The following is a 23,045-nucleotide window of genomic DNA, read 5'->3' on the forward strand; positions in this document are numbered from 1 at the left end:
ACTTTCGTCAGGGTGGGAGGGCATGGCGGACCGCGTGACGGCGGTGCGTCACGGGGCGAAGTGGCCATGCGGGAGAGGTCGGGCGGGCCGGGACGGCCAGGGCCCGCCCGGAAGGTGCCAGCGGCGCGGCGCGGTGGTGCGGCCGGTTCGGGCCATCCGGCGGTTTCCGGGCCGGTTCAGGGGGCCGGGCCGGGCCGTGCTCAGGGCGGCGACGTCGTCACCCGTCCCGACGGCTGCGTCGTCGTCGCCGACGGATCGCCGGCGGGGGCGTCCTGGGTGGGCGTGCCCGGTGCGGTCGAACTGCTCAGCGGCGGGCTGGTGGTCTCCCCGGGAGACGGTGCGACGGGTGAGGGGCTGACGGCCGGTACGACGGGAGTCGGCGCGTCCGACAGGAGAGCCGCCGCGGTCACCCCGCCACCGGCGAGGACCAGGCACGCGGCCCCCGCGGCCACGGCGACGCGACGCCGGTGCGCACGCCTGGCGCGTTCGGCGATGCGCGCGACCGGTACGGCGTGGGCGCGGGCCTGCCCGGAGGCTGCGGCCTGCCGGAACATCTCGCGGAGAGGGTCCTGGGGGTCCTGGGCGTCGTGGGGGTCAAGCACCGGGGTCCTCCTCAACGTTCCGGGGCTGCAGACGATCGGCGAGGGCGACCCGGCCACGGACCAGGTGCGTCTTGACGGTGCTGGCGGACTGTCCCGTCTCGCCGGCGATCTGTTCGACGCTCAGGTCGCACAGGTAGTGCAGGGTCACCGTGCGGCGCTGCTGGGCGGGCAGGTCGCGCAGCGCGTCGATGAGCACCACGTACTCCGGGCCGGGGCCCTCGACGGGCGGTGGAGCGCCCGCGCGGTCCCAGGCGTCCGACGTGCGCCTGCGGAAACGCCAACGACTCACCGCCAGGCGCCACGCGACCGTACGGATCCACGCCTCCGGCTGTCCGTCGCGATCGAGCTGGCGTCGCCGGCTCCACCCCTTGACGAACGCTTCCTGTACGACGTCCTGAGCCTCGTGCAGATCGCCCAGCATCACGTACAGCTGCCCTGTGAGTCGCGCGACCGCCTGCTCGTAGAACGCCTCGAACTCCTCAACGGTCAACACTCACTCCCGGATCTTTCGCTTCACCACGCATACGCCTGGCGCCAGGCGTCCGGTTGACACGGTTCGCGTATCCACGGAGTGATGGTGATCACAGAACGGGGGCGGTCGCACGACGTGCGGCGGACGGCGCGAGGGCGTGTCCACGGCGGCCCGGGTCCGCGTCGCCGACCCGGCGGGACGCCCGGGGAATCCGCTTGGGCCAAGAGGGCGAAAGAAATCCGGGCGCCGATGTCGAGAACCCGCGGTCGGCTCCGTCCCCGGGCCGGAAGTGACCACAATGGGTCGCCCAGTACCGAGGAGACGAACCGCCATGGCCAAGTACCTGCTGCTGAAGCACTACCGAGGCGCTCCCGCCGCGGTCAACGACGTCCCCATGGACCAGTGGACGCCGGAGGAGATCGCGGCGCACGTGCAGTACATGCACGACTTCGCGGACCGCCTCAAGGAGACCGGCGAGTACGTCGACGGCCACGCGCTCTCCCCGGAGGGCACCTTCGTCCGGTACGACGGTGAGGGGCGGCCGCCGGTCACCGACGGCCCGTTCGCCGAGACGAAGGACGTCATCGCCGGCTGGATGGAGATCGACGTCGACACCTACGAGCGGGCGCTCGAACTGGCCGGCGAACTGTCCGCGGCGCCGGGCGCCGGCGGCAAGCCGATCCACGAGTGGCTCGAACTGCGCCCGTTCCTGTCCACGGCGCCCACCATCACGGAGTGAGGGGATCTCCGGTGGACGAGGCCCTGCTCAGGAGTCTCACACCGGGCGTGCTCGGCATTCTCGTCCGCCGCGGAGCAGACTTCGCGGCGGCCGAGGACGCCGTGCAGGACGCCCTGGTCGAGGCCGTCCGAAGCCGGTCGGCGGACCCGCCCCGGGACCCGAAGGGCTGGCTCGTCACCGTCGCCTGGCGGAAGTTCCTGGACGCGACGCGGGCGGACACCGCCCGGCGCCGGCGCGAGGACCTCGTCGATGAGGAGCCGCGGCCGGGGCCCGCGACCGCGGTGGACGACACCCTCCAGCTCTACTTCCTCTGCGCCCACCCCTCGCTGACGCCGTCTTCCGCGGTCGCGCTCACGCTGCGCGCCGTCGGCGGGCTCACGACCCGTCAGATCGCCCAGGCCTATCTGGTGCCCGAGGCGACCATGGCGCAGCGCATCAGCCGCGCCAAGCGCACCGTCTCGGGAGTGCGGTTCGACCGGCCGGGCGATGTGGCCACCGTGCTGCGCGTCCTCTACCTGGTCTTCAACGAGGGCTACTCCGGCGACGTCGACCTCGCCGCCGAGGCCATCCGGCTCACCCGGCAGCTCGCGGCCGTGATCGACCACCCCGAGGTGGCCGGGCTGCTCGCCCTCATGCTGCTCCACCACGCGCGGCGGGCCGGTCGTACCGCACCCGACGGCAGCCTGGTGCCGCTCGCCGAGCAGGACCGGGGCCGCTGGGACACCACGCTCATCGCCGAGGGCGTCGAGATCCTCCAGGCGGCCCTCGCCCGCGACCGGCTCGGCGAGTACCAGGCGCAGGCCGCCGTCGCCGCGCTCCACGCCGACGCGCCCACCGAGGAGGAGACCGACTGGGTGCAGATCGTCGAGTGGTACGACGAACTCGCACGGCTCACCGACAGCCCCGTCGTCCGGCTCAACCGTGCCGTGGCCGTCGGCGAGGCCGACGGACCGCGCGCCGGGCTGGCGGCGCTCGCGGAGCTGGCCGACTCCTCCCGGGGCCCGGCCACCGGTGGCCATGGCCACCGGCTGCCCCGCGCCACCGCGGCGGCGGCGTACCTCCATGAGCGGGCCGGCGATCTGGCGACGGCGGCACGGCTGTACGCCGACGCGGCCCGAGAGGCCCCCAACCTCGCCGAACGCGACTACCTGACCCGCCAGGCCGCCCGCCTCAACACCCGCCGGAGCGGCTGAGGGCCGCGCCCCCGACCGGCGGGAGCGGACCGACGGCCGGGCCGGTTACGGAGCCGGTCAGTTGAGGGCGTCGTCCATGGAGCCCTGCCAGTACGTCACGCGCAGCGAGCTGTCGACGTACACGCCCTTGCCGGCGAGCGGGGGGCGCGCGGTGGTGCCGTCGGTGAAGCCGACCGTGAGGCTCGTCGTCGTGTAGCCGTGCTGTCCGCTGCCGTCGGCGGCGGAGAGGATCACGCCCGCGTAACCGGACTCACCCGGAGCGAGGGTCACGACCGCCTGCGGGTGGGTCGACGCGATGACCGGCGGGACGGACTGGGCCTCGCCGAAGCGGGCGACCGGGTAGCCGAGGAGGTCGCAGAGGGCGGAGCCGGTGTTGGTGACGGTGAGCAGCATGTGGTTGAGCGGGCGGGCGACCGGGGTGGCGGTGGTCCTGGTGTTGCCCGCGCCGCACTGCTTGTTCCGTGAAGGCCCGTTCGTGTCGTCGCCGCCGGAGGTGGAGGCGTTCGTCCCGCTGTCGCCGCCGGAGCCGCCGTGTCCGGCGGAGGCGGTGCCGCCGGACTTCCCGCCGGTGGTGGTGCCCGAGGCCGTACCGCCGTTCTTCGATCCGCCGGTCGATCCGCCGTTCTTCGAGCCGCCCGTCGAGCCGCTCGTGGAGCCCGCGGTCCTGCCGGACGAACCGCCCCCGGGGTTCGTCGTCGCGTCGCCCGTGGGGGGCGTCGTCGGGGTCCCGGCCGGCTGCGTGGCCGAGGCGGTGGGTGCGACCGACGTCGTGGCGGCGCCTTCGTCCTTCGCGGCGCCGCTGCCGCAGGCGGTGAGGGAGAGCGCGGCGACCGCGAGGGTCGTGGCGGTGAGAAGACGGGTGCGGGTGGTGCGTCCGGACATGGGAGTCCCCCTTGGGTTGTGGGGTCGGAAATCGGTCGTTGTGCGGCGTCGGCCGCCGGTTCCCCGTGGCGGCCTTGCTTCGCCGACCACAGCTTGTGACAAGATCCGTTCCAGCTGCCGCTCCTACCGGGTGGTACGGGACGCTGGAATGAAATCAAGGCTCTGACCTGCGCTGATGTCTCCAGGTGGGGACGCGGGGACGAATGCCGAAAGAGGGTGGAACGGTGGCGGGGGACGAGTTCGCGGCACTGTTGGGGCAGCTCAAGGAGCGCTCGGGGCTCAGCTACGGCACGCTCGGCAAGCGTCTGCACATGAGCGCCTCGACCTTGCACCGGTACGTCAACGGGGACGCCGTACCCGTGGACTACGCGCCCGTGGAGCGGCTCGCGCGGCTGTGTCGGGCGACCCCCGACGAACTCGTCGAACTGCACCGGCTGTGGGTGCGGGCGGACGTGTCGCGCGGGCGGAAGGCCCCGGCCGTCCCGGCGGACCATGTCGCCCCGCCCCCGGATGCCGCGACGGAACCGACGGCCGAGCCGTCGTCAGACGTACCGTCCGAGCCGTCGCCCGGGGCTTCGTCCAGGGATCCGGCGTCGACGGACGGAGCACGCGTGTCCGCGGCGCCGCCCGATGCGGTGGCCCCGCCCCCTCCGAGGCGCCGACGGCTTCGGCGCACCGCCGTGGTCGTCGGCACCGCGGCGGCCGCCGCCGCCGTGGCGGTCGCGCTCGTCATGAACCTCTCGGGCGGCGACGGGCCGGAGAGCGAACGGCGGGCGGGAGACGCGGCCGTTCCCTCCGGAGCGCCGGGGCGGTCCGGGCCCTCCGGTGGCAAGGCGACGGGGGCCGCGTTCGCGCCGACCGTCGCCATCGCGCCCCACACCTGGGAAGGGCCCTGCAGCCAGCACTATCTGATCGACCGTGAGCCCGAGCAGGTTCCGCCGCCGCCCACGGAGCAGGACGCGCCCGGCTGGATCGCCGCGCTCGACGCGGTGCCGGGCGGGGACCAGCTGCTGCGGCTGACCGTGCAGGGCACGGGGACGCAGACGGTCGTCCTGGAGGCCCTCCACGTGCGGGTCGTGAGCAAGAAGACGCCCCTGGCCTGGAACGACTACGTGATGGGCGTCGGCTGCGGAGGCGAGGTGTCGACGAAGGCCTTCGCCGTGGATCTCGACGCCGGCCGGCCCACCGCCGTCCCCGTGGGCGGGCAGCGGACGTTCTCGTACAAGACGAGCGAGTCCGACCCCGTGATCTTCCACGTGGCCGCGCGCGCCCAGGCGCACGACGTCAGCTGGTACCTGGAACTCGTCTGGTCCAGCGGCGAGGCGCACGGCACGCTCCGCGTCGACGACGACGGCCGCCCGTTCCGCACCAGCGGCAACCTCGCCCGGCCCGCGTACGCCTACCCGTTGGGCTGGACCGAATGGATCGACAACAACGTCGACACCGAGGGGCGTTAGGGCTGTCCCGGGGCCTGCCGTCACCTTCCCGTCCGCCCCGCGGGCGACGACGGGAAGGTGACGGCACCCCTAGGCGTCGAGGGCGGCCACCAGGCTCGTACGCAACGGAGAAGGTGCACGCCCTCGGCGGCCGCGTCGTGGCCTGCAGCGACTCCTCCGGGTACCTCGTCGACGAGGACGGCATCGACCTCGACCTGCTCAAGGACGTGAAGGAGGTGCGGCGGGCCCGGATCTCCGCCCACGCGTGGGCGACGGCGGAGGCGTACGGCGGCAACGCCGAGGACGACGTCCTCGGTGCCAAACGTGGCCGGGTTCCTGCGGGTGGCGCGGGCGATGACCGCGCAGGGCGTGATCTGAGGACCCTGCCGCACGGACGGCCCCGCCCTCGTGGGTGGCGACACCGAGGGGTTCCGGTCCGGTCGGCGGCTGGGCGTTCGGGCAGGCCGGTCACACGGGCATGATCGGCAAAAGCGTACCAGCGGGGCTCTTCCGGGACCGGAGATTCACGCACTCTCCGCGCCTGAGTGTGTTCATACGGTAGTCATGAGGCCGGGAGGAACACCTTGATCTTCAGTCGCAGCCGCCGCCGGAAGTCTGTCCCCAGCACCGGCACCTGTCCCTACGCGCCCGGGGACCCCGCGCCCGCCGCCCCCGCCCACGAGACCCCCGGCCGGCTGCCGCACCTCGTGGACCGGCACGAGGCGGAGCGGTTCATCCGTCAGTTCCACCAGGAGCAGCCGGGTGCCGGGGACGACGTCCGGAACCGGATACGCGAGGTGCTCGCCGAGGTCGATCGCACCGGCACCTACACGCACTCCCCGGCCGAACTCGCCTTCGGCGCACGCGTCGCATGGCGCAACGCGGCCCGCTGCATCGGCAGGCTCTACTGGCGCAGCCTCGTGGTGCGCGACCTGCGGCACCTCGCCTCCGCCGACGACATCGCCGCCGCGTCCTTCGAGCACCTCAGGCTCGCCGACAACGGCGGCAGGATCCGGCCCGTGATCACCGTCTTCGCCCCCGACCGGCCGGGCCGCCCCGCCCCCCGGATCGTCAACGACCAGCTGGTGCGCTACGCCGGACACCGCACGCCGGCGGGAGCGTGGCACGGCGACCCGCGCAGCGCGGCCCTGACCGCCCAGGCCCGCGAGCTGGGCTGGAAGCGCGACGAGGAACCCTTCCAGGTGCTGCCGTTGATGGTGCGGGAGCACCCCGACGCCCGGCCCGAGTGGTACGAGCTGCCGGACGACGCCGTCCGAGAGGTGCCGCTGAGCCACCCCGACCACCCGTCGTTCGCCGACCTGGGCCTGCGCTGGTACGCCGTGCCCGCGATCAGCGACATGACGCTGGAGATCGGCGGCGTACGGTATCCGGCGGCGCCGTTCAACGGCTGGTACATGGGCACCGAGATAGGCGCCCGGAACCTCGCCGACACCGAGCGCTACGACCTCCTCCCGGTGGTGGCGGACCGGCTCGGGTTCGACCGGTCGAGCGAACGCACCCTGTGGCGGGACCGGGCGCTCGTCGAGCTCAACGTGGCGGTGCTGCACTCCTTCCAGGAGGCCGGCGTGACGATGGCGGACCACCACACCGAGTCCCAGCGGTTCCTGCGCCACATCGACCAGGAGAGCCGTCACGGGAGGGAGACGCCCGCCGACTGGAGCTGGATCGTGCCCCCGGTCTCCGGGTCCGCCACCCCGGTCTTCCACCGGTACTACGCCCCGGTGGACCCCTCCCTGCGGCCGGCCTTCCTGGCCCGTACGTGACCGGCGCGCGACGGGCGGCGGGCCGTCAGCCGTTCGCCCCGGGGACCCAGTGGTTGTGCACGGGCAGGATCCGGGGCGGTGCGTCCGACGAGGGCCAGCCCAGACCGGCCGCGACCGGCATCATGCGCTCGACGAACGCGTTCATCTGCCCTTCGGACTCCCACAGGTCGAAGACCTCCAGGCCGTCGTCCGTCGGGACGCACGCGTGGGAGACACAGCCGTCGAAGACGTCGGGCGTCTCCTGGAGCTTGGCGTTGAGCTGGTCGTACTGGTCCGTGGTGACACCCGGAAGCACGGCATGGACGAAGATCGCCATGGTGGATCACTCCTCATGAGGTGGGGCGGTTTCCCTCCCGCACCACCGCGTCGGTGACGCCCCCTACCAGCCAGCACAGCACGACCCGCCGGGGACGGCATCCGAAGGAGGGACCGGCGTCGCCCGGACGGGATCAGCGGCGCCCCAGGACCTCGGCCACCCGGCTGAACCCCTCCGTGCCGTGGCCGAGGGCCACCGTCCGGCGCGCCAGGCCCTCGATGGCGCGCATCACGTTCGCCTCGATGCCGTGGGCCTCGGAGGCGTGCACGACGTGCGCCATCGTGGAGATCCCCGAGGTGATCGGGTTGCCCTCGCCGGAGTAGCCGCCGCTCTCCACGTCCTCGGCCCATTCCTGGAACAGCGGCGGCAGGATCGCGCCGATCCCCTGGGCGAAGGGTGCCAGCTCGGTCGGGGAGATCCCCTCGGCCCGCGCCACCGCAAGGGCGTGGACGTAACCCGCCATCGAGGTCCAGAAGACGTCGAGCAGCGCGATGTCGTAGGCCGCCGCCCGGCCGATCTCCTCCCCGAGGTGGGTGTGGGTGCCGCCCAGGGCGCCGAGCACCGTCCGGTGCTCGGCATGGAGCGCCTCCGGGCCGCTGAACAGGAACACCCCGGCCGGATTGCCGATGGACGGGGTCGGGGTCATGATGGCGCCGTCGAGATAGCCGATGCCGTGCTCGTCGGCCCAGCGCCCGGTGTCCCTGGCCCGCTCCGGGATGTCGGCGCTGAGGTTCACGACGGTCCGCCCCTTGAGCGCGGCCGTCACGGACTCCTGCCGCAGCACGGAGTCGGTGGCGTCGTAGTTGACCAGGCAGATCACGGTCAGCGGGCTCGCGCCGACCGCCTCCTCGGCGGTCCCGGCCGCGACGGCACCGGCGGCCACCAGATCCCGGTCCTTGCCCGGCGTCCGGTTCCATACGGTGGTCCGTACGCCGGCCGCCAGGAACGCGGCGGCCAGCGCCCGGCCCATCGGTCCGAGACCGATGACGGTGACGGCGGTGTCGCGGGAAGAAGACATGGGTGAACTCCCTTGTAGACATACGAAGACAGTGGAGAGAAGGACATTCCCGGAAGAAGGAGAAGGACGCGGATGGCGCGCGCCAGGGCCCAGGACTCGAACACGTGCGGAGTGAGCGCCGCGATCGTGGTCATCGAGGGCAAGTGGAAGACGTACCTGCTGTGGCTGCTCGAGTCCGGCCCGCACCGCCCCGGCGAACTGCGCCGGAAGATCCCCGAGATCAGCGAGAAGGTGCTGACCCAGGCCCTGCGCGAGATGGAGGACGACGGCCTCGTACACCGCGAGGTGCACGACGTCCTGCCGCCGAAGACCGTCTACTCGTTGACCGGCTTCGGACGTGAACTCTGCGAGGCGCTCGCCCCGTTGTCCGACTGGGGCCACCGTCGCCTGGACAGGCTCACGACCACGCCCGCCGCCTCCTGAGGCCCTGCCGTTCTCCTTCCTCCGGGCCGCTCTCAGCTTCGCCCGGCGCCCGCAGCCCCGACAAGTACGCACAAAAAAGTGGGTATGAGGGGGAGCGCGAAAGGGGGCCCTCCCCGAAAGGAAGGCCCCCTGAAGGTGAGGCGTCAGACGTTCCGCTCCCCGAAGGCGTCCAGGATCCGCTCGGCGGCCAGCGTCGCCGTCAGCTCGCCCGCGCGCACCCGCTGCTCCAGGGCGGGCGCGAGGTCCTGGACCGCGGGGTCCGAGTGGAGGCGGCGCAGGAGCTCGTCCTGGACCATGGTCCAGGTCCAGTCGACCTGCTGGTCGTGGCGCTTGGCCGTGAGCCGGCCGGTCGAGTCCAGCAGGGCGCGGTGCTGTTCGAGCCGCCCCCAGACCTCGTCGAGGCCCGCCGACTCCCGCGCGCTGCAACTGAGCACCGGAGGTGTCCAGAAGGAGTCCGCGCCGTGCATCAGCCGCAGCGCGCCCGCGAGTTCACGGGCCGCGGCACGCGCGTCCCGCTCGTGCGGGCCGTCCGCCTTGTTGACGGTGACCACGTCGGCGAGTTCCAGGACGCCCTTCTTGATGCCCTGGAGCTGGTCGCCCGTGCGGGCCAGGGTGAGCAGCAGGAAGGAGTCGACCATGTTGGCGACGGCGGTCTCGGACTGGCCGACGCCGACGGTCTCGACGAGCACCACGTCGTAGCCCGCGGCCTCCATCACGACCATCGACTCCCGGGTCGCCTTGGCGACCCCGCCGAGGGTGCCGGCGCTGGGGGAGGGCCGTACGAAGGCCGCCGGGTCGACCGCCAGCCGCTCCATCCGCGTCTTGTCGCCGAGGATGGAGCCGCCGGTACGGGTCGACGACGGGTCGACGGCGAGCACCGCGACCCGGTGGCCGAGCCCGGTCAGCATCGTGCCGAACGCGTCGATGAACGTCGACTTGCCGACTCCGGGCACTCCGCTGATCCCGATCCGCACGGCGTTCCCGCTGTGCGGAAGGAGTTCCGTGAGGAGCTCCTGGGCGAGTGCCCGGTGCTGGGGGCGGGTCGACTCGACGAGGGTGATCGCGCGGGCGACCAGCGCCCGCTTCCCCTCCCGAACGCCCCGGACATACGTGTCGAGATCGATCACCGCTCGTGTCCGAGGTCGGCCGACAGGCGCGTCACCAGGTCGTGGGCCGCGTCGGGGATCACGGTGCCGGGCGGGAACACGGCGGCCGCGCCCATCTCCAGGAGCGTCGCCACGTCCTGCGGAGGAATCACCCCGCCGACCACGATCATGATGTCCTCGCGGCCCTCCGCCGCCAGTTCCTCCCGCAGCGCCGGTACGAGCGTGAGGTGTCCGGCGGCGAGCGACGAGACCCCGACGATGTGCACGTCCGCCTCGACGGCCTGACGGGCCACCTCGGCCGGGGTCTGGAACAGCGGGCCGACGTCCACGTCGAAGCCCAGGTCGGCGAAGGCGGTGGCGATGACCTTCTGGCCGCGGTCGTGGCCGTCCTGGCCCATCTTGGCGACCAGGATGCGCGGCCGACGGCCCTCGGCCTCGCCGAAGGCGTCCACCAGGGCCCGGGTGCGGTCCACGGAGGGGGACGCGCCGGCTTCGTTGCGGTACACACCGGAGATCGTACGGATCTGGCCGGCGTGCCGTCCGTAGACCTTCTCCAGGGCGTCGGAGATCTCGCCGACGGTCGCCATCGCCCGGGCCGCGTCCACCGCGAGCTCCAGGAGGTTGCCCTCGCCGCCGGCGGCCCGGGTGAGCGCGGCGAGCGCGTCCTGGCAGGCCTGCTCGTCGCGCTCCTCGCGCAGCCGCTTGAGCTTGGCGATCTGCTGGGCGCGCACGGAGGAGTTGTCGACCTTCAGGACGTCGATCTGCTCGTCCGTCGCGACCCGGTACTTGTTGACGCCGATCACCGGCTGCCGTCCGGAGTCGATCCGGGCCTGGGTACGGGCCGCGGCCTCCTCCACGCGGAGCTTGGGGATGCCCGCGTCGATGGCCTTGGCCATGCCGCCGGCCTGCTCGACCTCCTGGATGTGCTTCCAGGCGCGCCGCGCGAGGTCGTACGTGAGCTTCTCGACGTACGCGCTTCCGCCCCACGGGTCGATGGTCCGGCAGGTGCCCGACTCCTGCTGGATCAGCAGCTGGGTGTTGCGGGCGATCCGGGCGGAGAAGTCGGTCGGCAGGGCGAGCGCCTCGTCGAGGGCATTGGTGTGCAGCGACTGGGTGTGGCCCTGGGTGGCCGCCATCGCCTCGACGCAGGTGCGCGTGACGTTGTTGAACACGTCCTGCGCGGTGAGCGACCAGCCCGAGGTCTGCGAATGAGTCCGCAGGGAGAGGGACTTGGCGTTCTGCGGGTCGAACTGCTTGACCAGCTTGGCCCACAGGAGCCGCGCCGCGCGGAGCTTCGCGATCTCCATGAAGAAGTTCATGCCGATCGCCCAGAAGAACGACAGGCGCGGCGCGAACGCGTCCACGTCGAGCCCGGCCTCGCGGCCCGCGCGGATGTACTCCACACCGTCGGCGAGCGTGTACGCCAGCTCCAGGTCGGCCGTCGCACCCGCCTCCTGGATGTGATAGCCGGAGATGGAGATGGAGTTGTAGCGCGGCATCCGCTGCGAGGTGTAGGCGAAGATGTCGGAGATGATCCGCATCGACGGCCCGGGCGGATAGATGTACGTGTTGCGGACCATGAACTCCTTGAGGATGTCGTTCTGGATGGTCCCGGCCAGCTTCTCCGGCGGTACGCCCTGCTCCTCGGCCGCCACGATGTACAGCGCGAGGACCGGCAGCACGGCGCCGTTCATCGTCATCGACACCGTCATCTTGTCCAGCGGGATGCCGTCGAACAGCTGGCGCATGTCGTAGATCGAGTCGATGGCCACGCCGGCCATGCCGACGTCACCGGTGACGCGCGGATGGTCGCTGTCGTAGCCGCGGTGGGTCGGCAGGTCGAAGGCGACCGACAGGCCCTTCTGGCCGGCCGCGAGGTTGCGCCGGTAGAAGGCGTTCGACTCCTCGGCCGTGGAGAAGCCGGCGTACTGCCGGATCGTCCAGGGCTGGTTGACGTACATCGTCGGGTACGGCCCGCGCAGGTACGGGGCCATGCCCGGGCGCGTGTCCAGGAAGTCCAGGCCCTCCAGGTCCTGCCCGGTGTACAGCGGCTTGACGCCGATGCCCTCCGGGGTCTCCCAGAGCAGGTCGTCCCCGCCCGTGGCCTTCTTGACGGCCGCCCGCCACGCGTCGGGACCACCGTCGGCGGTCGGCGCCCCGAGCTCGATCCCGGAGAAATCGGGGATGGACATCAGGACACTCCCATGCGATCGAGGGCGGTGGAGAGCAGGGCGACGGCGTCACAGCCCGCGAAGAGGTACGAGTCGACACCGGGGTGGTCCCCCGGGCGGCCGGCGAGGAGTACGTGCTCGGCGCCCGCCGCGCGCAGCTCGGCCGCCGCGGTCCCGGCCTGCTCCGCGTACAGCGCGTCGCTGGAGCAGAGGCAGACCTCGCGGGCACCGCTCTCCTCGAACGTGCCCTCGGTGACCGGCTCGATGCCGCCCGCCTGGAAGAGGTTCGCGGCGAAGGAGACGCGGGCCGAGTGCGCGGCCGCCGGGCCGAGCGCGGCCAGATAGACCCGGGGCCGGGCCCCGGTCGCCGCCAGGTGCGCGTCGGAGCGGGCGCGCAGCGCCTCGTACGCCTCGTCGCGGCGGACCCGGGGAAGGCCGCCGGCCGGCTGCGCGGGCGCGGGCGCCCGGTCGACGGGCTTCTCCGTGAGGTGGGGGAACTCGCTGACGCCGGTGATGGGTTCGCGGCGGGTGGCGAGCTTCCTGCTGCGCGCGGACCAGGTCTCGGCGAGGCGCTCGCCGATCGTCCCGGACCGCAGTGCGGCCTCCTGGCCGCCCGCCCGCTCGATGCTCTGGAAGAACTCCCAGGCCGCGTGCGCGAGTTCGTCGGTGAGCCGCTCCACGTACCAGGAGCCGCCCGCCGGGTCGATGACCCGGGAGAGGTGCGACTCCTCGATGAGGACGGTGGAGGTGTTGCGGGCGATCCGGCGCGCGAACGCGTCCGGCAGGCCGAGGGCGTCGTCGAAGGGGAGCACGGTGACGCTGTCGGCGCCGCCCACTCCGGCGGCGAGCGTGGCCACCGTGGTGCGCAGCATGTTCACCCACGGGTCGCGGCGCGTCATCATCACCGTCGAGGTCACCGCGTGCTGGCGCTGCGCGCCCGCGTCCGGGGCGCCGCAGACCTCGGCCACCCGGGCCCAGAGCCGGCGTGCCGCGCGGAGCTTGGCGATGGTGAGGAACTGGTCGGCGGTCGCCGCGTACCGGAACTCCAGCTGTGCGCACGCCTCGGCGACGCTCAGCCCGGCCTCGGTCAGACCCCGCAGATAGGCCACGCCGGTCGCGAGGGAGCAGCCGAGCTCCTGCGCGGCCGAGCCGCCGGCCTCGTGGTACGGCAGGGCGTCCACGGTCAGGGCCCGCAGCCCCGGGTGCCGGTCGGCGCAGCGGCGCGCGAGTCCGGCCACGGACGCGAGGTCGTAGGCCGGGCGGCCGGTGCGGGCCTCGTGGCCGAGCGGGTCCGCGCCGAGGTTGCCGCGGGCCGCGTCGTCGGCGACGCCCCGCTCCTCGTAGAGACCGAGCAGGAGCTCGGCGGCCGCCGCGGTCTCGTCGCCCGCGTCGAGGACGACCGGCGCCAGGTCGAGGTAGACGCCGTCGAGGACCTTGGCGAGCGAGGAGACCGGGATGCCGGCTCCGCCGCCGCCCAGCCAGAGGGAGGTGACGCCGTTCTCCAGGTCGGCGAGGACCGCGTCGTTGTCGGCGGCGAGGTGCCGCTGCCGCACGTCCCAGCCGCCCAGGGTGTTGCCCTCGGCGCGGCCGCCGCGCACGAAGGGCGCGAAGCCGGGGAGCCCGGCGTCGGGCGCGGTCTCGCGCGCCGTGTACAGCGGACGGACGTCGAGGCCGTCCTCCAGGAGCGTGGAAAGGGCGTCCTCGGCGGCGTCGCCGGACACCTCTTTGCCGGACTTGCGCAGGACACCTGCCACAAGGTGTTGCCACTGTTCGTGTGGCGCTTCGGGAAATTCGGACGCCAGGGTGAGCCCGTCGTCAGGCAGGACCGTCATGCTCGGATGCTAGGGGAGATCGACAAAGCAGCAGGAGGGCGTACGACTGTGACCTTCTTCTCGTTGTCAGTGGCGGCTGCGACGCTGTGTCGTATGGACAGGGACGAGGAGCTGCTGAGAGGCCGGGTCTACGGCCAGGACCACGACGACCCCAGGCCGGGCCCGAGGCCCGGCCGCGTCTACGCCGAGCTGGTCGGCGGTCCGCTCGACGGACTGCTGCTCGACGTCACGGACCGGACCCCGGGGCAGCGGGCGGCCGGCGCTGCCCTGGAGACGGAGCTGGGGCGGTACGGGGCCGGGGGCCGGTCGCTGTACGACCCGCGCCCCGGCGATCCGAGCCGCCTCGACTGGTCCGGCGACACGCCGTGACGTGCGTCTCGCCGGACCGCCGACGGGTTCGGCGGGGCCGGCACCGGCCCCCGTCGGCCTCCGTGCATGGCGTCGGTCTCCGTGTATGACGCCGGCCTCCGTGCATGACGGCCGGTCTCAGCGCATGACGGAGGAGAAGTTGTCCAGCTGGATCCAGGTCACCTTGTTGGTCGCCTGGGGGCCGTAGACGTTGACGGCGCCGGCCGTGTTCGCCTCGATGCGGATCGCGTTGATGCCCAGGCTGTTGTTGCGGGGGCAGACACCGCGGGTCAGCTTGGGCGGGCGGATGGTGGCGGGCAGCGTGCCGAGACGGCCGTCGGCGGTGAACGCGCAGGTGACGGTGCCGCGCAGCTGGAGGAACTCCGTCCCCGCGAGCCGGATCACGCGGGCCTCGGCCGGCGCGCCGGGCTCGTTCACGACAGCGGGGTCCACGGTGATCGCCGTCCAGTCGACGACGACCTGGCAGCCGTCCACGGGGTCCGCGGCGGCGGCCGGGGTGGCCGTGAGCAGCGGACCGGCGACCGCGACGGCGGGGGCGGCGAGCGCGGCGGTGAGCAGGGAGCGGCGGCTGGTGGTGGGCTGGGGCATGCTCGATCCTCCGGATCGGGTGGGGTGTGCGGGCGGGGTGACGGGGCTGTGCACGGGGTTGTCTTCGGGGCCGCTCATCGCCAGGCGACGGAGACGCCGTCGAAGTCGATCCAGGTGATGGCGTTGTCGCTGGTGGCCCCGTAGACGTGGAGGGCGCCGGTGACGTCCGTCTCGATCCGGCACACACAGCGGCCGGCGCTGTTGTTGCGGGGCACGTTCTGGCGCGTCGGATGCGTCGTGCGCAGCCGGTGCGGCAGGGTCCCGATCCTGCTGTCCGCGGTCAGGCCGGGGGAGCAGGTGACGGTGCCGCGCAGCTGGAGGTAGGTGGTGCCGGCGAGGGCGATCAGCCGACCGCGCGGGCGGTCGGCGCCGGGGGAGACGCCGGCCTCGAGGGCGAGGTCCTCCCAGTCGGCGAGCACCTTGATCCCGTCCACCGCGGGCCGTGTGGGGTACCAGCCGATCGTGACGTCACGGGAACCGGTGGTGCCGGGGACGGTGTTGCTGAAGCCGAAGAGCAGCCGGGTCTCGCCCGTCGCGGGATCGACCTCGGTGGCGACGCCCTCGGGCTCGCGCCGGGTGAGGCCGTCGGCGTTGGTGACCACCTGCCGGTCGATGCGCTCGCCGGTCGTCCACCTGTACGAGGTGAGGAAGGCGATCCCCGGGAACGAGTCGGGTATCTCGGGGAAGTTCTTCTTGTCGTACGGCGCCCACTGGTACGCGTAGAGGACGTCGCCCAGGGCCGTGTACCCCTGGGAGACGAGGGTCTTCTGCAGGGGGTAGGGGGTCGGCACGTCGGGAGTGACGTCCTCGCCGGCCGGCATGACGAAGGTGGTGCCCACCGGGACCCACGAGCCGGCCGCCGCCGCGGTGACGTCGTAGCGGGTGAAGTGCCGCTTTCCGTCCTTGTGGTACATGACGCACAGCTGGTTGTTCACCGGGTCGAGGGACGGGCCGGTGCTCGAAGTGCTGCCGGGCGGGGTGAACTTCTGGCTCTGCGGTATCAGGGCCCCGTCGAGGACCCCGCCGTCGACGAAGCGGAACCGGGTGACGGCCTTGCCGAAGGCGGCGTCGTCCGCGGAGAGCTGCAGCGGGCCGACCTCGGTCCAGAGGTAGGTGTCGGTGCCCACCGGCTCGGCGCCCATGGAGAGTCCGTGGCCGAAGCCCTTCAGCTGCATCGAGCCGGTGATCGCGCCGGTCCGGCGGTTGATGCGGTTGAGATGCAGGTTGCCCTGCGGGGCCGTGGCCGAGCTCTCCACCTGGAGGACGAAGATGTGCCCGTTGACGGTGTCGGTGGCGATCGCCTGTGGTGCGGGGCCCTTCACCAGGTCGACCGTCTGAATGAGCCTGCCGGTGACGCCGGACAGATCGACGCCGTTGGCGTCCGTTGTTCCCATGCTCTCTCCCCCTGGGGTGTGCGATGGATCCGACAAACGAAAGGGAGATCATCACATGAGGTGTCAGCGGCTCCGCGCCGCGCCGGGTTTCGACGTTCCGTAGCGGATTCGGGATGGGTTAGCTTAGGCTTACCTAAGTATTGGTCCTGAGCGGCAGTCTCCGGCCTGTCTCCGTCACCTGTCCCGGGAGAACTCGGATGCGTCCCTTCACCACCCGCGTCACGCGGCCCGCCCCCGCCGAGCGCGTGCGATCGATCCTGGCCGCCGCCCACTCGATGACGGTCGTCTCCGACGCACTCCACCAGGAGGTGCACCTCCTGGACGGCACCGGTCCCATGGGCCACATCCATCTCCACGACCCGTCCGAGGAGAGCCACACCGGGCAGACCGCGCGGATCCCCGTGCGCCTGGAGTTCACCGACATCGCCCCCACCCCCGTACGCGAACGGCTCCGGGCGCGCGTGACCCTGACGGGACTCCTCTCCGCCCCGTACGAGCCGGAGGCCGCCACGAGCATCTGCATGGAGTTCGGCCAGGCACTCCTGGAGGACGCCGAAGGCCGGAGCTACATCACCCTGGAGGAGCTCCACGCGACGGACATCGACCCGATGGCCTCCTGCGAGGCGTCCATGCTGACCCATCTCGTCGACGGCCACAGCGAGCTCGTCCCCCTGCTGCTGCGCCTCGTCCGGCCGCGCCCCGCACGGGACATGGTCCGTGCCCTCCCCGTCGCGCTCGACCGGTACGGCATCACCCTGCGGCTCGAACACCCCGCCGGTCACCAGGACGTCCGGCTGCCCTTCCCCACCCCCGTCACCGACATCGACCAGGCCGGCGCCCGGATGCACGCCCTGTTCGCAGCGGCCCGCCGCTCCTCCCACCCGAACAGCCTGATGACCTGACCCGACCTGACCGGCCCCGGTCGGCAGGCCCGATTCGCCTCCCGCACCCCGCCTGGCCTGCCCGAACGCCGGTCCGTGCCGGTCGAGATGCCGGAGGGGTGAGGCTGGCGAACAATGGACGGGTAGACCCACGCACGGTCGGTGCGGGGGACCGCTCGGGGACTTCCCAAACGGACACGGCCTTGCCATGAACGCAGGAAGCCCGGCCGCTCACCGGCCGACGCCCCCCAGGGGTGCCCTGTACCGACTGGGTCACTGGTGCGCCCGTCACTTCATCCTCGTCATCGTGCTGTGGCTGGCGGCGATGGTGGGACTCCAGATCACCGACAGGGCGGTCGGAGGACAGTACTCCGACAACTTCGACCTCCCCGGGGTGCAATCGACGGAGGGGCTCGACGCCCTCCAGGCGCACGACCCCGCGGCCGCCGGCTACACCTCGCAGATCGTCCTGAACAGGACCTCCGGGCCGCTCACGGACGAGGCGTCCGTCATCAACTCGACCGTCGCCGCCCTGGAGAAACTGCCCGACGTCACCGGCGCGCAGAACCCCCTGCCGCCGCCGGGCACCACCCCGCCCGCCCTTCCGGCCGGGGTCCCCAACACCGGCCCGCTGTCCACCGACGGCAAGACCGCCTACATCACCGTGCGGTTCAGCGTGCCGCCCTCCACCCTCGGCACCGACTACCTGCCCGGGGTCGACACCGCCGTCCAGCCGCTCCGCGACGCGGGCGTGGACGTCGAGTACGGCGGCCCGCTCGGCGAACTCGCCCGGCCCGCGGCCGACGACCGCACCAGCGAGGCCATCGGCTTCGCCGTCGCGATCGTGGTCCTCCTCATCGGCTTCGGCAGCGTCATCGGGGCGGTCCTGCCGCTGATCACGGCCCTCCTCGGGGCGATCTGCGGCCTCGCGCTCCTCGGTCTGATGGCAGCAGCCTTCACCTTCGGCACGGTCTCACCCACGCTGGCCACCATGATCGGCCTCGGTGTCGGCATCGACTACGCGCTCTTCCTCATCACCCGCCACCGCCAGAACCTCATGAACGGGCACGATCCCGCCGAATCGGCGGGCCTCGCGACCACCACCAGCGGCCGCGCCGTCCTGGTCTCCGGCTGTACGGTCATCATCGCCCTGTCCGGCCTGTGGGTCTCCGGCGTCAGCTTCATCGGCAAACTGGGCCTGGCGGCAGCCTTCACGGTCGTCACCGCGGTCCTCGCCGCGCTCACCCTGGTCCCGGCCATGCTCGGGCTGGTGGGCAAGCGCATCGACCGCTATCACGTCCGCAAGCCCGTGGCGGAGACCGACGCCGAACCCGGAGCGCCCGCGCACGGCACCTGGCACCGGTACGCACAGCGGGTGGAGAAGCGCCCCTGGTGGTTCCTGACCGGCGGCGTCCTGGTGCTGCTCGTCCTGGCCTTCCCGCTGCTGTTCATCCAGCTCGGCCACATCGGCGACGGCGCCGACCCCAAGTCCTTCACGGACCGGCGGGCGTACGACCTGATCTCCACCGCCTTCGGGCCCGGCGCCAACGGTCCGCTGACCGTGGTCGTCGATCAGTCGGCCGTACCCTCCGCGGACCGGGCGGACCTCGCCGACAAGCTCAAGCAGTCACTGACCGGAGTCCCGGACGCGGCGTACATCACCCCGCTCCAGCCCACCCCCGACGGGGACGTGCTGGTCGGCACCGCCTACTCCGTGGCCTCCCCGCAGGACGAGAAGACGACCCAGCTGACCAACCACCTCGTCGACGACGTGCTGCCGCAGGCGGCGGCCGGCACCGACGCGAAGACGTACGTCACCGGCACCACGGCCTCCCAGGTCGACTTCCTCGACCTCGTCTCCAGCCGGCTCCCGCTGATCATCGCCGTGGTGGTGGGGCTCGCCTTCCTCGTCATCCTCATCGTCTTCCGCGGCCTCCTCGTCGCGGTGAAGGCCGCAGTCCTCAACGTGCTCTCCATCGCCGCCTCGTACGGCGTGGTCGTGGCCGTCTTCCAGTGGGGCTGGGGCGGGCCCGCGCTCGGTGTCTCCGGCAAGGTGCCCATCGAGAGCTATGTGCCGATGATGATGTTCGCCATCGTCTTCGGCCTGAGCATGGACTACGAGATCTTCCTGCTGTCCCGTGTCCGCGAGGCATGGCTGCGCACCGGCGATCCGAAGGCCAGCGTGGCCCACGCACTCGAGATCACCGCCCGGGTGATCACCTGCGCCGCACTGATCATGGTGAGCGTCTTCGCGGCCTTCATCGTCTCGGACAACATCGTGGTCAAGATGCTCGGTCTCGGTCTGGCGGCCAGCGTCCTCATCGACGCCACCGTGGTGCGCCTGCTGCTCGTGCCCGCGGTGATGACCCTCCTCGGCAAGCACGCCTGGTGGACCCCGCGCTGGCTGGACCGGATCCTGCCGCACCTGGACACCGAGGGCGAGGGGGAGATGGAACCGGCGCCGGCCGGTGCGAAGAAGAGCTGAGGCTCAGCCGCCCGACAGTTCGCCGAGCAGCTTCCAGGTGCGCACGCGGCCGTCCTCGCCGTTCAGCTCCGTCGCCGTGAACACCACCTCCGTCGCCCCCGCCTCGCGGTAGCGCCGTACCTCCGCGGCGACCGTCTCCTCGTCGCCGATCACGGCGATCTCGGCGGCCCGGGCGGCGCCGGACGCCTCGATCGCGCGCCGGTAGGACGGAATCCGCCCGTACAGCGCGAGTGCCTCGGCCGCCTTCTCCCGTACGGCCTCCACCGCGGCGTTCGCGGTGACCACGCCCGGGACGAGGGCCACGATCCGGGGCGCGGGGCGGCCGGCCGCCGCCGCGGCGGCGGTGACGGTGGGGACGATGTGCTCGGCGAGCGCGCGCGGCCCCGCCAGGAACGGCAGCACCCCGTCGGCCAGTTCACCGCTGACGCGCAGGGCCTGCGGACCCATCGCGGCGACGAGGACCGGCACGGTCGGCCGGGCGCCCGGCACCGCCGCCGAGTACGGAGTCGTCGCGGTGAGCAGCTCGCCGTGGAAGTCGGCGCTGCCCGTCTCGAGCAGCGGACGCAGCGCCGTGAGGAACTCCCTGAGGAGACCGATGGGCCGCCGGTACGGGATGCCGAAACCGGTCTCGGTCAGGTGCTGGGTGCCGAGGGCGAGGCCGAGGTGATAGCGACCTCCGGTGGCCGCCTGGGCGGTCTGCGCCTGGCTGGAGACGAGCAGCGGATGGCGGCCGAAGACGGGGATGGCGGAGGTCCCGACCTGGAGACCGGGCACCTCGCGCCCGACGATCGCGGCCAGCGAGGGCGAGTCGTACGCGAAGGTCTGGCCGAACCACGCCGAGTGCAGGCCCGCGTCGCGCGCCTCCCGCGCGAGCCGGACCGTGCTGTCGATCGTGCGCTGGACGGAGGTCGAACCGAGCGTTACTCCGAGAGTCATACCTTCGCCAACCGGCCCGTCCGCGAACGGGATTCCCGTCCGGGTGTGAAGAGTGTGTTGCACGGCCGAGCGCGGCCGGCGGGCAGCCGGGGCGGGGGAGAGGAGGGACGGCCGGGGGTACCCCGCGATGATGGGGCGATGACGACTCTCGCCGAGGTGGACGCGCTCGCCGGCCGCGCGCACGCCGGACAGACCGACAAGACCGGTGTCCCGTACGTCGAGCACGTCCGGGCGGTGGCCGCCGGCCTGGAACCGCTCGGCCCGCACCTGGCCATGGCCGGGCTGCTCCACGACGTCATCGAGGACACCGCGTGGACGGCGGAGCGGCTCCGCGCCGCCGGGATCCCGGACCGCGTCGTCGCCGTCGTCGAGGCCGTGACCAACACTCCCGGCACGGCCTACGAGGAGAAGATCCGCCGGATCACCGAGGACCCCGACGCCACGCTGGTGAAGATCGCCGACAACGCCCACAACAGCCGTTCGGACCGGGCCGCCGCTCTGCCGCCCGAACAGCGGGAACGGCTCGCCGCCAAGTACCGCGCGGCCCGGGAGACCCTCTGGGCGGCGGCCGACCCCGAGCACGTCGCGACCATCCTGCGCATCGTCAACCCCGAACTCCTGCGGGAACTCGGCTCCCGCTGTGACGCGGGTCACGGGAACCCCCTCCGGGGGCCGGACAGACGAGAGACGTGAACATCGACATGCGCGCACGCGTCCGGGACGGAGACCCCTCGGCCTTCGCCGAACTCTTCGACTCCTACGCCCGGAGCGTCTACAACCACGCCTTCCGGCTGACCGGTGACTGGTCGGTGGCCGAGGACGTGATGGCGGCGACCTTCCTGGAGGCCTGGCGGCTCCGGCGGAAGGTGGACCCCGACGGGGGATCGCTCCGGCCCTGGCTGCTCGGCGTCGCCACCAACGTCTCCCGCAACCACTGCCGCGGCAACCGCCGGTACCGGGCGGCCGCCGACGCGTACGCCGCCGCCGGGCAGGCCGAGGCCTCCGTACCCGACCACGCCGCCGAGGTCGCGGGCCGGATCGACGACCGGCGCCGCATCGCCGCCACCCTGCGGGCGCTCGGCACCCTCCGCCGCACCGAACGAGAGGTCCTCGTCCTCTGCCTCTGGGAGGGCCTCGCCTACACCGAGGTCGCCCAGGCCCTGCGCGTCCCCGTCGGCACCGTCCGCTCCCGGCTCTCCCGCGCCCGGGCCAAGCTCCGTACCGGCGCCGAGGCGGAACTCGCCAGAGAGAGAGGCGAACGCGTCGCGGAAAAACGGGAACCCGCCTCCCGCACCCGACAGACAACAGGTGATCGCGTGAACGCGGTCCGGCCCGCGCAGGAAGGAATCCGATGAACCCCGACCCGGACAAGACCCGTACGGCGAACCGGCACGAGACCGGAGGCCTCCCGGCGATCGAGGAGCACGACCTTCCTCAGGGCCGTCACCAGTTCCACAAGGAGCGCCTGATGAGCCAGATCCACGACGACCGCCGCACCGCCGCCGCCCGTACCGCGCGCAACCCCTTCCTGCGGAAGGCGATCCTGCTGCCCGCCGTCACCGCGCTCGCCGGAGCGCTCGCCGTCGGCGTCCTCGTCCTCACCCCCGGCGGGAACGAGAGCCCTGTCGACCGCGCCACCGGCCCCGCCCTCACCACCACCATCGGCGTCGTGGACACCAAGGGCGGGCCCCGGCTCCTCGACCGGATCTCGCTCGCCGCCGCCGGGGCCGAGGCCCCGAACGGCCGCGCCGGCCAGTACATCTACATCGAGACGCGGTCCGCGAACACCTATGTGAAGACCGTCGACGGCGAGAGCAGCCTCGTCAGCGCCCCCCTGCACACCCGGCAGTCCTGGCGGTCCCCCGACGGCCTCAAGGGCTGGCTGATCGAGCCCGGCAACACCGCCCCCGAGGGCATCACCCTGGGAGGTCGCGACGAGAAGGGCGACGTGCCGACGCCGCACCTCGGCGCGCCCTCCCACGACTACCTCGCGAGCCTCCCGACCGACCCCGACGCACTGCTGCGGAAGATCTACGAGGAGACCGAAGGACAGGGCAACGGCAAGGACCAGCAGGCCTTCACCACCATCGGGGACCTGCTCGTGGAGAGCTGGCCGACCCCGAAGCTGACGGCGGCCCTCTACCGGGCCGCCGCGAAGATCCCCGGTGTCGTCATGGTGGACAGCGCCACCGACGCCGCCGGCCGCAAGGGCGTCGCCGTCGCCCGGCTCGACGAGACCAGCGGACAGCGCACCGAGTGGATCTTCGACAGCAAGACCTTCACGTTCCTGGGCGAGCGCACCGTCCAGGTGAAGGGCGACGGCGGCGAAGGCGGCCTGATCAAGCCCGGGACGGTCGTCTTCACCCACGCGATCATGGTGCGGGCCTTCGTCGACGACATCAAGGTCGTGCCGTAGGC

General features: G+C 72.5%; 22 protein-coding genes and 1 pseudogene. 12 read left to right on the forward strand and 11 right to left on the reverse strand.

Annotated features, from left to right (window positions below; genetic code table 11):
• Nucleotides 1–200: 200 nt before the first annotated feature.
• A complete protein-coding gene (locus tag IF00_RS42520; protein ID WP_051819754.1) occupies nucleotides 201–602 on the reverse strand; it encodes a hypothetical protein in 402 nt (133 codons plus the stop codon).
• A complete protein-coding gene (locus IF00_RS0103150) occupies nucleotides 595–1,092 on the reverse strand; it encodes a SigE family RNA polymerase sigma factor (RefSeq protein ID WP_030313934.1) in 498 nt (165 codons plus the stop codon). The genes IF00_RS42520 and IF00_RS0103150 overlap by 8 nt, the downstream gene beginning before the upstream one ends.
• Nucleotides 1,093–1,405: 313 nt before the next feature.
• Between IF00_RS0103150 and IF00_RS0103155 the strand changes: the two genes are divergently transcribed.
• Both IF00_RS0103155 and IF00_RS0103160 read left to right on the forward strand, forming a co-directional pair.
• The gene (locus IF00_RS0103155; protein WP_030313936.1) at nucleotides 1,406–1,813 is read left to right on the forward strand and encodes a YciI family protein; all 408 of its coding nucleotides are present in this window, start codon (nucleotides 1,406–1,408) and stop codon (nucleotides 1,811–1,813) included.
• 11 nt (nucleotides 1,814–1,824) lie between these two features.
• Nucleotides 1,825–3,006, forward strand: a complete 1,182-nt coding sequence (locus IF00_RS0103160; RefSeq protein WP_030313939.1) for an RNA polymerase sigma factor — start codon at nucleotides 1,825–1,827, stop codon at nucleotides 3,004–3,006.
• 57 nt (nucleotides 3,007–3,063) lie between these two features.
• Here the strand turns inward: IF00_RS0103160 and IF00_RS0103165 are convergent, their stop codons facing one another.
• Nucleotides 3,064–3,888, reverse strand: coding sequence for a DUF4232 domain-containing protein (locus IF00_RS0103165; protein ID WP_030313941.1), 825 nt, complete (start codon nucleotides 3,886–3,888; stop codon nucleotides 3,064–3,066).
• A gap of 224 nt (nucleotides 3,889–4,112) precedes the next feature.
• Here IF00_RS0103165 and IF00_RS0103170 point away from each other — a divergent pair, with 224 nt between their 5' ends.
• The 3 genes and pseudogenes from IF00_RS0103170 (at nucleotide 4,113) to IF00_RS0103180 (ending at nucleotide 7,108) form a co-directional block, all read left to right on the forward strand.
• Complete coding sequence (locus tag IF00_RS0103170; protein WP_037637404.1) at nucleotides 4,113–5,345, forward strand: transcriptional regulator; 1,233 nt, start codon at nucleotides 4,113–4,115, stop codon at nucleotides 5,343–5,345.
• 98 nt (nucleotides 5,346–5,443) lie between these two features.
• Nucleotides 5,444–5,596: pseudogene (locus IF00_RS43370) on the forward strand (NADP-specific glutamate dehydrogenase); the annotation flags it as partial.
• A 315-nt stretch (nucleotides 5,597–5,911) separates the two neighbouring features.
• The gene (locus IF00_RS0103180; RefSeq protein ID WP_078944530.1) at nucleotides 5,912–7,108 is read left to right on the forward strand and encodes a nitric oxide synthase oxygenase; all 1,197 of its coding nucleotides are present in this window, start codon (nucleotides 5,912–5,914) and stop codon (nucleotides 7,106–7,108) included.
• A gap of 25 nt (nucleotides 7,109–7,133) precedes the next feature.
• Here IF00_RS0103180 and IF00_RS0103185 read toward each other — a convergent pair whose 3' ends face one another.
• Nucleotides 7,134–7,424: a hypothetical protein gene (locus tag IF00_RS0103185; protein WP_030313947.1), complete on the reverse strand. Its 291-nt coding sequence runs from the start codon at nucleotides 7,422–7,424 to the stop codon at nucleotides 7,134–7,136.
• A gap of 133 nt (nucleotides 7,425–7,557) precedes the next feature.
• Nucleotides 7,558–8,442 (reverse strand): NAD(P)-dependent oxidoreductase, encoded by an 885-nt coding sequence (locus IF00_RS0103190; protein WP_030313948.1) that lies wholly within the window; start codon nucleotides 8,440–8,442, stop codon nucleotides 7,558–7,560.
• A 72-nt stretch (nucleotides 8,443–8,514) separates the two neighbouring features.
• On the opposite strand from IF00_RS0103190, the gene IF00_RS0103195 reads away from it, so the two are divergent.
• Nucleotides 8,515–8,865, forward strand: a complete 351-nt coding sequence (locus IF00_RS0103195; RefSeq protein WP_030313949.1) for a winged helix-turn-helix transcriptional regulator — start codon at nucleotides 8,515–8,517, stop codon at nucleotides 8,863–8,865.
• 143 nt (nucleotides 8,866–9,008) lie between these two features.
• On the opposite strand, the gene meaB is transcribed toward IF00_RS0103195, so the two are convergent.
• From meaB to IF00_RS0103210, 3 genes are read right to left on the reverse strand one after another with little or no spacing between them, the layout of a single operon-like run.
• Nucleotides 9,009–9,992: a methylmalonyl Co-A mutase-associated GTPase MeaB gene (gene meaB / locus IF00_RS0103200; RefSeq protein ID WP_030313952.1), complete on the reverse strand. Its 984-nt coding sequence runs from the start codon at nucleotides 9,990–9,992 to the stop codon at nucleotides 9,009–9,011.
• Complete coding sequence (scpA, locus tag IF00_RS0103205) at nucleotides 9,989–12,163, reverse strand: methylmalonyl-CoA mutase (RefSeq protein ID WP_030313953.1); 2,175 nt, start codon at nucleotides 12,161–12,163, stop codon at nucleotides 9,989–9,991. Before scpA ends, meaB begins: the two co-directional genes overlap by 4 nt.
• On the reverse strand, nucleotides 12,163–13,974 hold the full coding sequence (locus IF00_RS0103210; protein ID WP_030313955.1) for a methylmalonyl-CoA mutase family protein: 1,812 nt from the start codon (nucleotides 13,972–13,974) through the stop codon (nucleotides 12,163–12,165). The genes scpA and IF00_RS0103210 overlap by 1 nt, the downstream gene beginning before the upstream one ends.
• A gap of 93 nt (nucleotides 13,975–14,067) precedes the next feature.
• Here IF00_RS0103210 and IF00_RS0103215 point away from each other — a divergent pair, with 93 nt between their 5' ends.
• A complete protein-coding gene (locus IF00_RS0103215) occupies nucleotides 14,068–14,343 on the forward strand; it encodes a hypothetical protein (RefSeq protein ID WP_030313957.1) in 276 nt (91 codons plus the stop codon).
• A gap of 117 nt (nucleotides 14,344–14,460) precedes the next feature.
• Here the strand turns inward: IF00_RS0103215 and IF00_RS0103220 are convergent, their stop codons facing one another.
• Entirely contained in the window at nucleotides 14,461–14,931 is a 471-nt protein-coding gene (locus IF00_RS0103220; RefSeq protein ID WP_030313958.1) for a hypothetical protein, read from the reverse strand.
• A 74-nt stretch (nucleotides 14,932–15,005) separates the two neighbouring features.
• Nucleotides 15,006–16,325, reverse strand: coding sequence for a phage baseplate protein (locus tag IF00_RS0103225; RefSeq protein ID WP_030313960.1), 1,320 nt, complete (start codon nucleotides 16,323–16,325; stop codon nucleotides 15,006–15,008).
• A 197-nt stretch (nucleotides 16,326–16,522) separates the two neighbouring features.
• Here IF00_RS0103225 and IF00_RS0103230 point away from each other — a divergent pair, with 197 nt between their 5' ends.
• Both IF00_RS0103230 and IF00_RS0103235 read left to right on the forward strand, forming a co-directional pair.
• The gene (locus IF00_RS0103230; protein ID WP_030313962.1) at nucleotides 16,523–17,227 is read left to right on the forward strand and encodes a DUF2470 domain-containing protein; all 705 of its coding nucleotides are present in this window, start codon (nucleotides 16,523–16,525) and stop codon (nucleotides 17,225–17,227) included.
• A 187-nt stretch (nucleotides 17,228–17,414) separates the two neighbouring features.
• Nucleotides 17,415–19,691, forward strand: a complete 2,277-nt coding sequence (locus tag IF00_RS0103235) for an MMPL family transporter (protein ID WP_030313963.1) — start codon at nucleotides 17,415–17,417, stop codon at nucleotides 19,689–19,691.
• 3 nt (nucleotides 19,692–19,694) lie between these two features.
• On the opposite strand, the gene IF00_RS0103240 is transcribed toward IF00_RS0103235, so the two are convergent.
• Nucleotides 19,695–20,627, reverse strand: a complete 933-nt coding sequence (locus tag IF00_RS0103240) for an LLM class F420-dependent oxidoreductase (protein ID WP_030313965.1) — start codon at nucleotides 20,625–20,627, stop codon at nucleotides 19,695–19,697.
• A 138-nt stretch (nucleotides 20,628–20,765) separates the two neighbouring features.
• Between IF00_RS0103240 and IF00_RS0103245 the strand changes: the two genes are divergently transcribed.
• Genes IF00_RS0103245 through IF00_RS0103255 form a run of 3 tightly spaced genes read left to right on the forward strand, consistent with a single transcriptional unit; the run spans nucleotide 20,766 to nucleotide 23,043 of the window.
• Nucleotides 20,766–21,320 (forward strand): HD domain-containing protein, encoded by a 555-nt coding sequence (locus tag IF00_RS0103245; RefSeq protein WP_051819756.1) that lies wholly within the window; start codon nucleotides 20,766–20,768, stop codon nucleotides 21,318–21,320.
• A complete protein-coding gene (locus tag IF00_RS0103250; RefSeq protein WP_106975756.1) occupies nucleotides 21,317–21,982 on the forward strand; it encodes an RNA polymerase sigma factor in 666 nt (221 codons plus the stop codon). Before IF00_RS0103245 ends, IF00_RS0103250 begins: the two co-directional genes overlap by 4 nt.
• Nucleotides 21,979–23,043: a CU044_5270 family protein gene (locus IF00_RS0103255; RefSeq protein ID WP_030313972.1), complete on the forward strand. Its 1,065-nt coding sequence runs from the start codon at nucleotides 21,979–21,981 to the stop codon at nucleotides 23,041–23,043. The genes IF00_RS0103250 and IF00_RS0103255 overlap by 4 nt, the downstream gene beginning before the upstream one ends.
• Nucleotides 23,044–23,045 lie beyond the last annotated feature (2 nt).

Source organism: Streptomyces flavochromogenes, from assembly GCF_000717595.1.
Taxonomy (GTDB): domain Bacteria; phylum Actinomycetota; class Actinomycetes; order Streptomycetales; family Streptomycetaceae; genus Streptomyces; species Streptomyces flavochromogenes.

What these genes read in the sequence shown, in the direction of transcription:
- IF00_RS0103155 (WP_030313936.1), top strand. Translation starts at nt 1,406, where the DNA reads ATGGCCAAGTACCTGCTGCTGAAGCACTACCGAGGCGCTCCCGCCGCG.
- IF00_RS0103165 (WP_030313941.1), bottom strand. Translation starts at nt 3,888, where the DNA reads ATGTCCGGACGCACCACCCGCACCCGTCTTCTCACCGCCACGACCCTC.
- IF00_RS0103185 (WP_030313947.1), bottom strand. Translation starts at nt 7,424, where the DNA reads ATGGCGATCTTCGTCCATGCCGTGCTTCCGGGTGTCACCACGGACCAG.
- IF00_RS0103190 (WP_030313948.1), bottom strand. Translation starts at nt 8,442, where the DNA reads ATGTCTTCTTCCCGCGACACCGCCGTCACCGTCATCGGTCTCGGACCG.
- IF00_RS0103195 (WP_030313949.1), top strand. Translation starts at nt 8,515, where the DNA reads ATGGCGCGCGCCAGGGCCCAGGACTCGAACACGTGCGGAGTGAGCGCC.
- scpA (WP_030313953.1), bottom strand. Translation starts at nt 12,163, where the DNA reads ATGTCCATCCCCGATTTCTCCGGGATCGAGCTCGGGGCGCCGACCGCC.
- IF00_RS0103210 (WP_030313955.1), bottom strand. Translation starts at nt 13,974, where the DNA reads ATGACGGTCCTGCCTGACGACGGGCTCACCCTGGCGTCCGAATTTCCC.
- IF00_RS0103215 (WP_030313957.1), top strand. Translation starts at nt 14,068, where the DNA reads ATGGACAGGGACGAGGAGCTGCTGAGAGGCCGGGTCTACGGCCAGGAC.
- IF00_RS0103220 (WP_030313958.1), bottom strand. Translation starts at nt 14,931, where the DNA reads ATGCCCCAGCCCACCACCAGCCGCCGCTCCCTGCTCACCGCCGCGCTC.
- IF00_RS0103225 (WP_030313960.1), bottom strand. Translation starts at nt 16,325, where the DNA reads ATGGGAACAACGGACGCCAACGGCGTCGATCTGTCCGGCGTCACCGGC.
- IF00_RS0103230 (WP_030313962.1), top strand. Translation starts at nt 16,523, where the DNA reads ATGCGTCCCTTCACCACCCGCGTCACGCGGCCCGCCCCCGCCGAGCGC.
- IF00_RS0103235 (WP_030313963.1), top strand. Translation starts at nt 17,415, where the DNA reads ATGAACGCAGGAAGCCCGGCCGCTCACCGGCCGACGCCCCCCAGGGGT.
- IF00_RS0103240 (WP_030313965.1), bottom strand. Translation starts at nt 20,627, where the DNA reads ATGACTCTCGGAGTAACGCTCGGTTCGACCTCCGTCCAGCGCACGATC.
- IF00_RS0103245 (WP_051819756.1), top strand. Translation starts at nt 20,766, where the DNA reads ATGACGACTCTCGCCGAGGTGGACGCGCTCGCCGGCCGCGCGCACGCC.
- IF00_RS0103255 (WP_030313972.1), top strand. Translation starts at nt 21,979, where the DNA reads ATGAACCCCGACCCGGACAAGACCCGTACGGCGAACCGGCACGAGACC.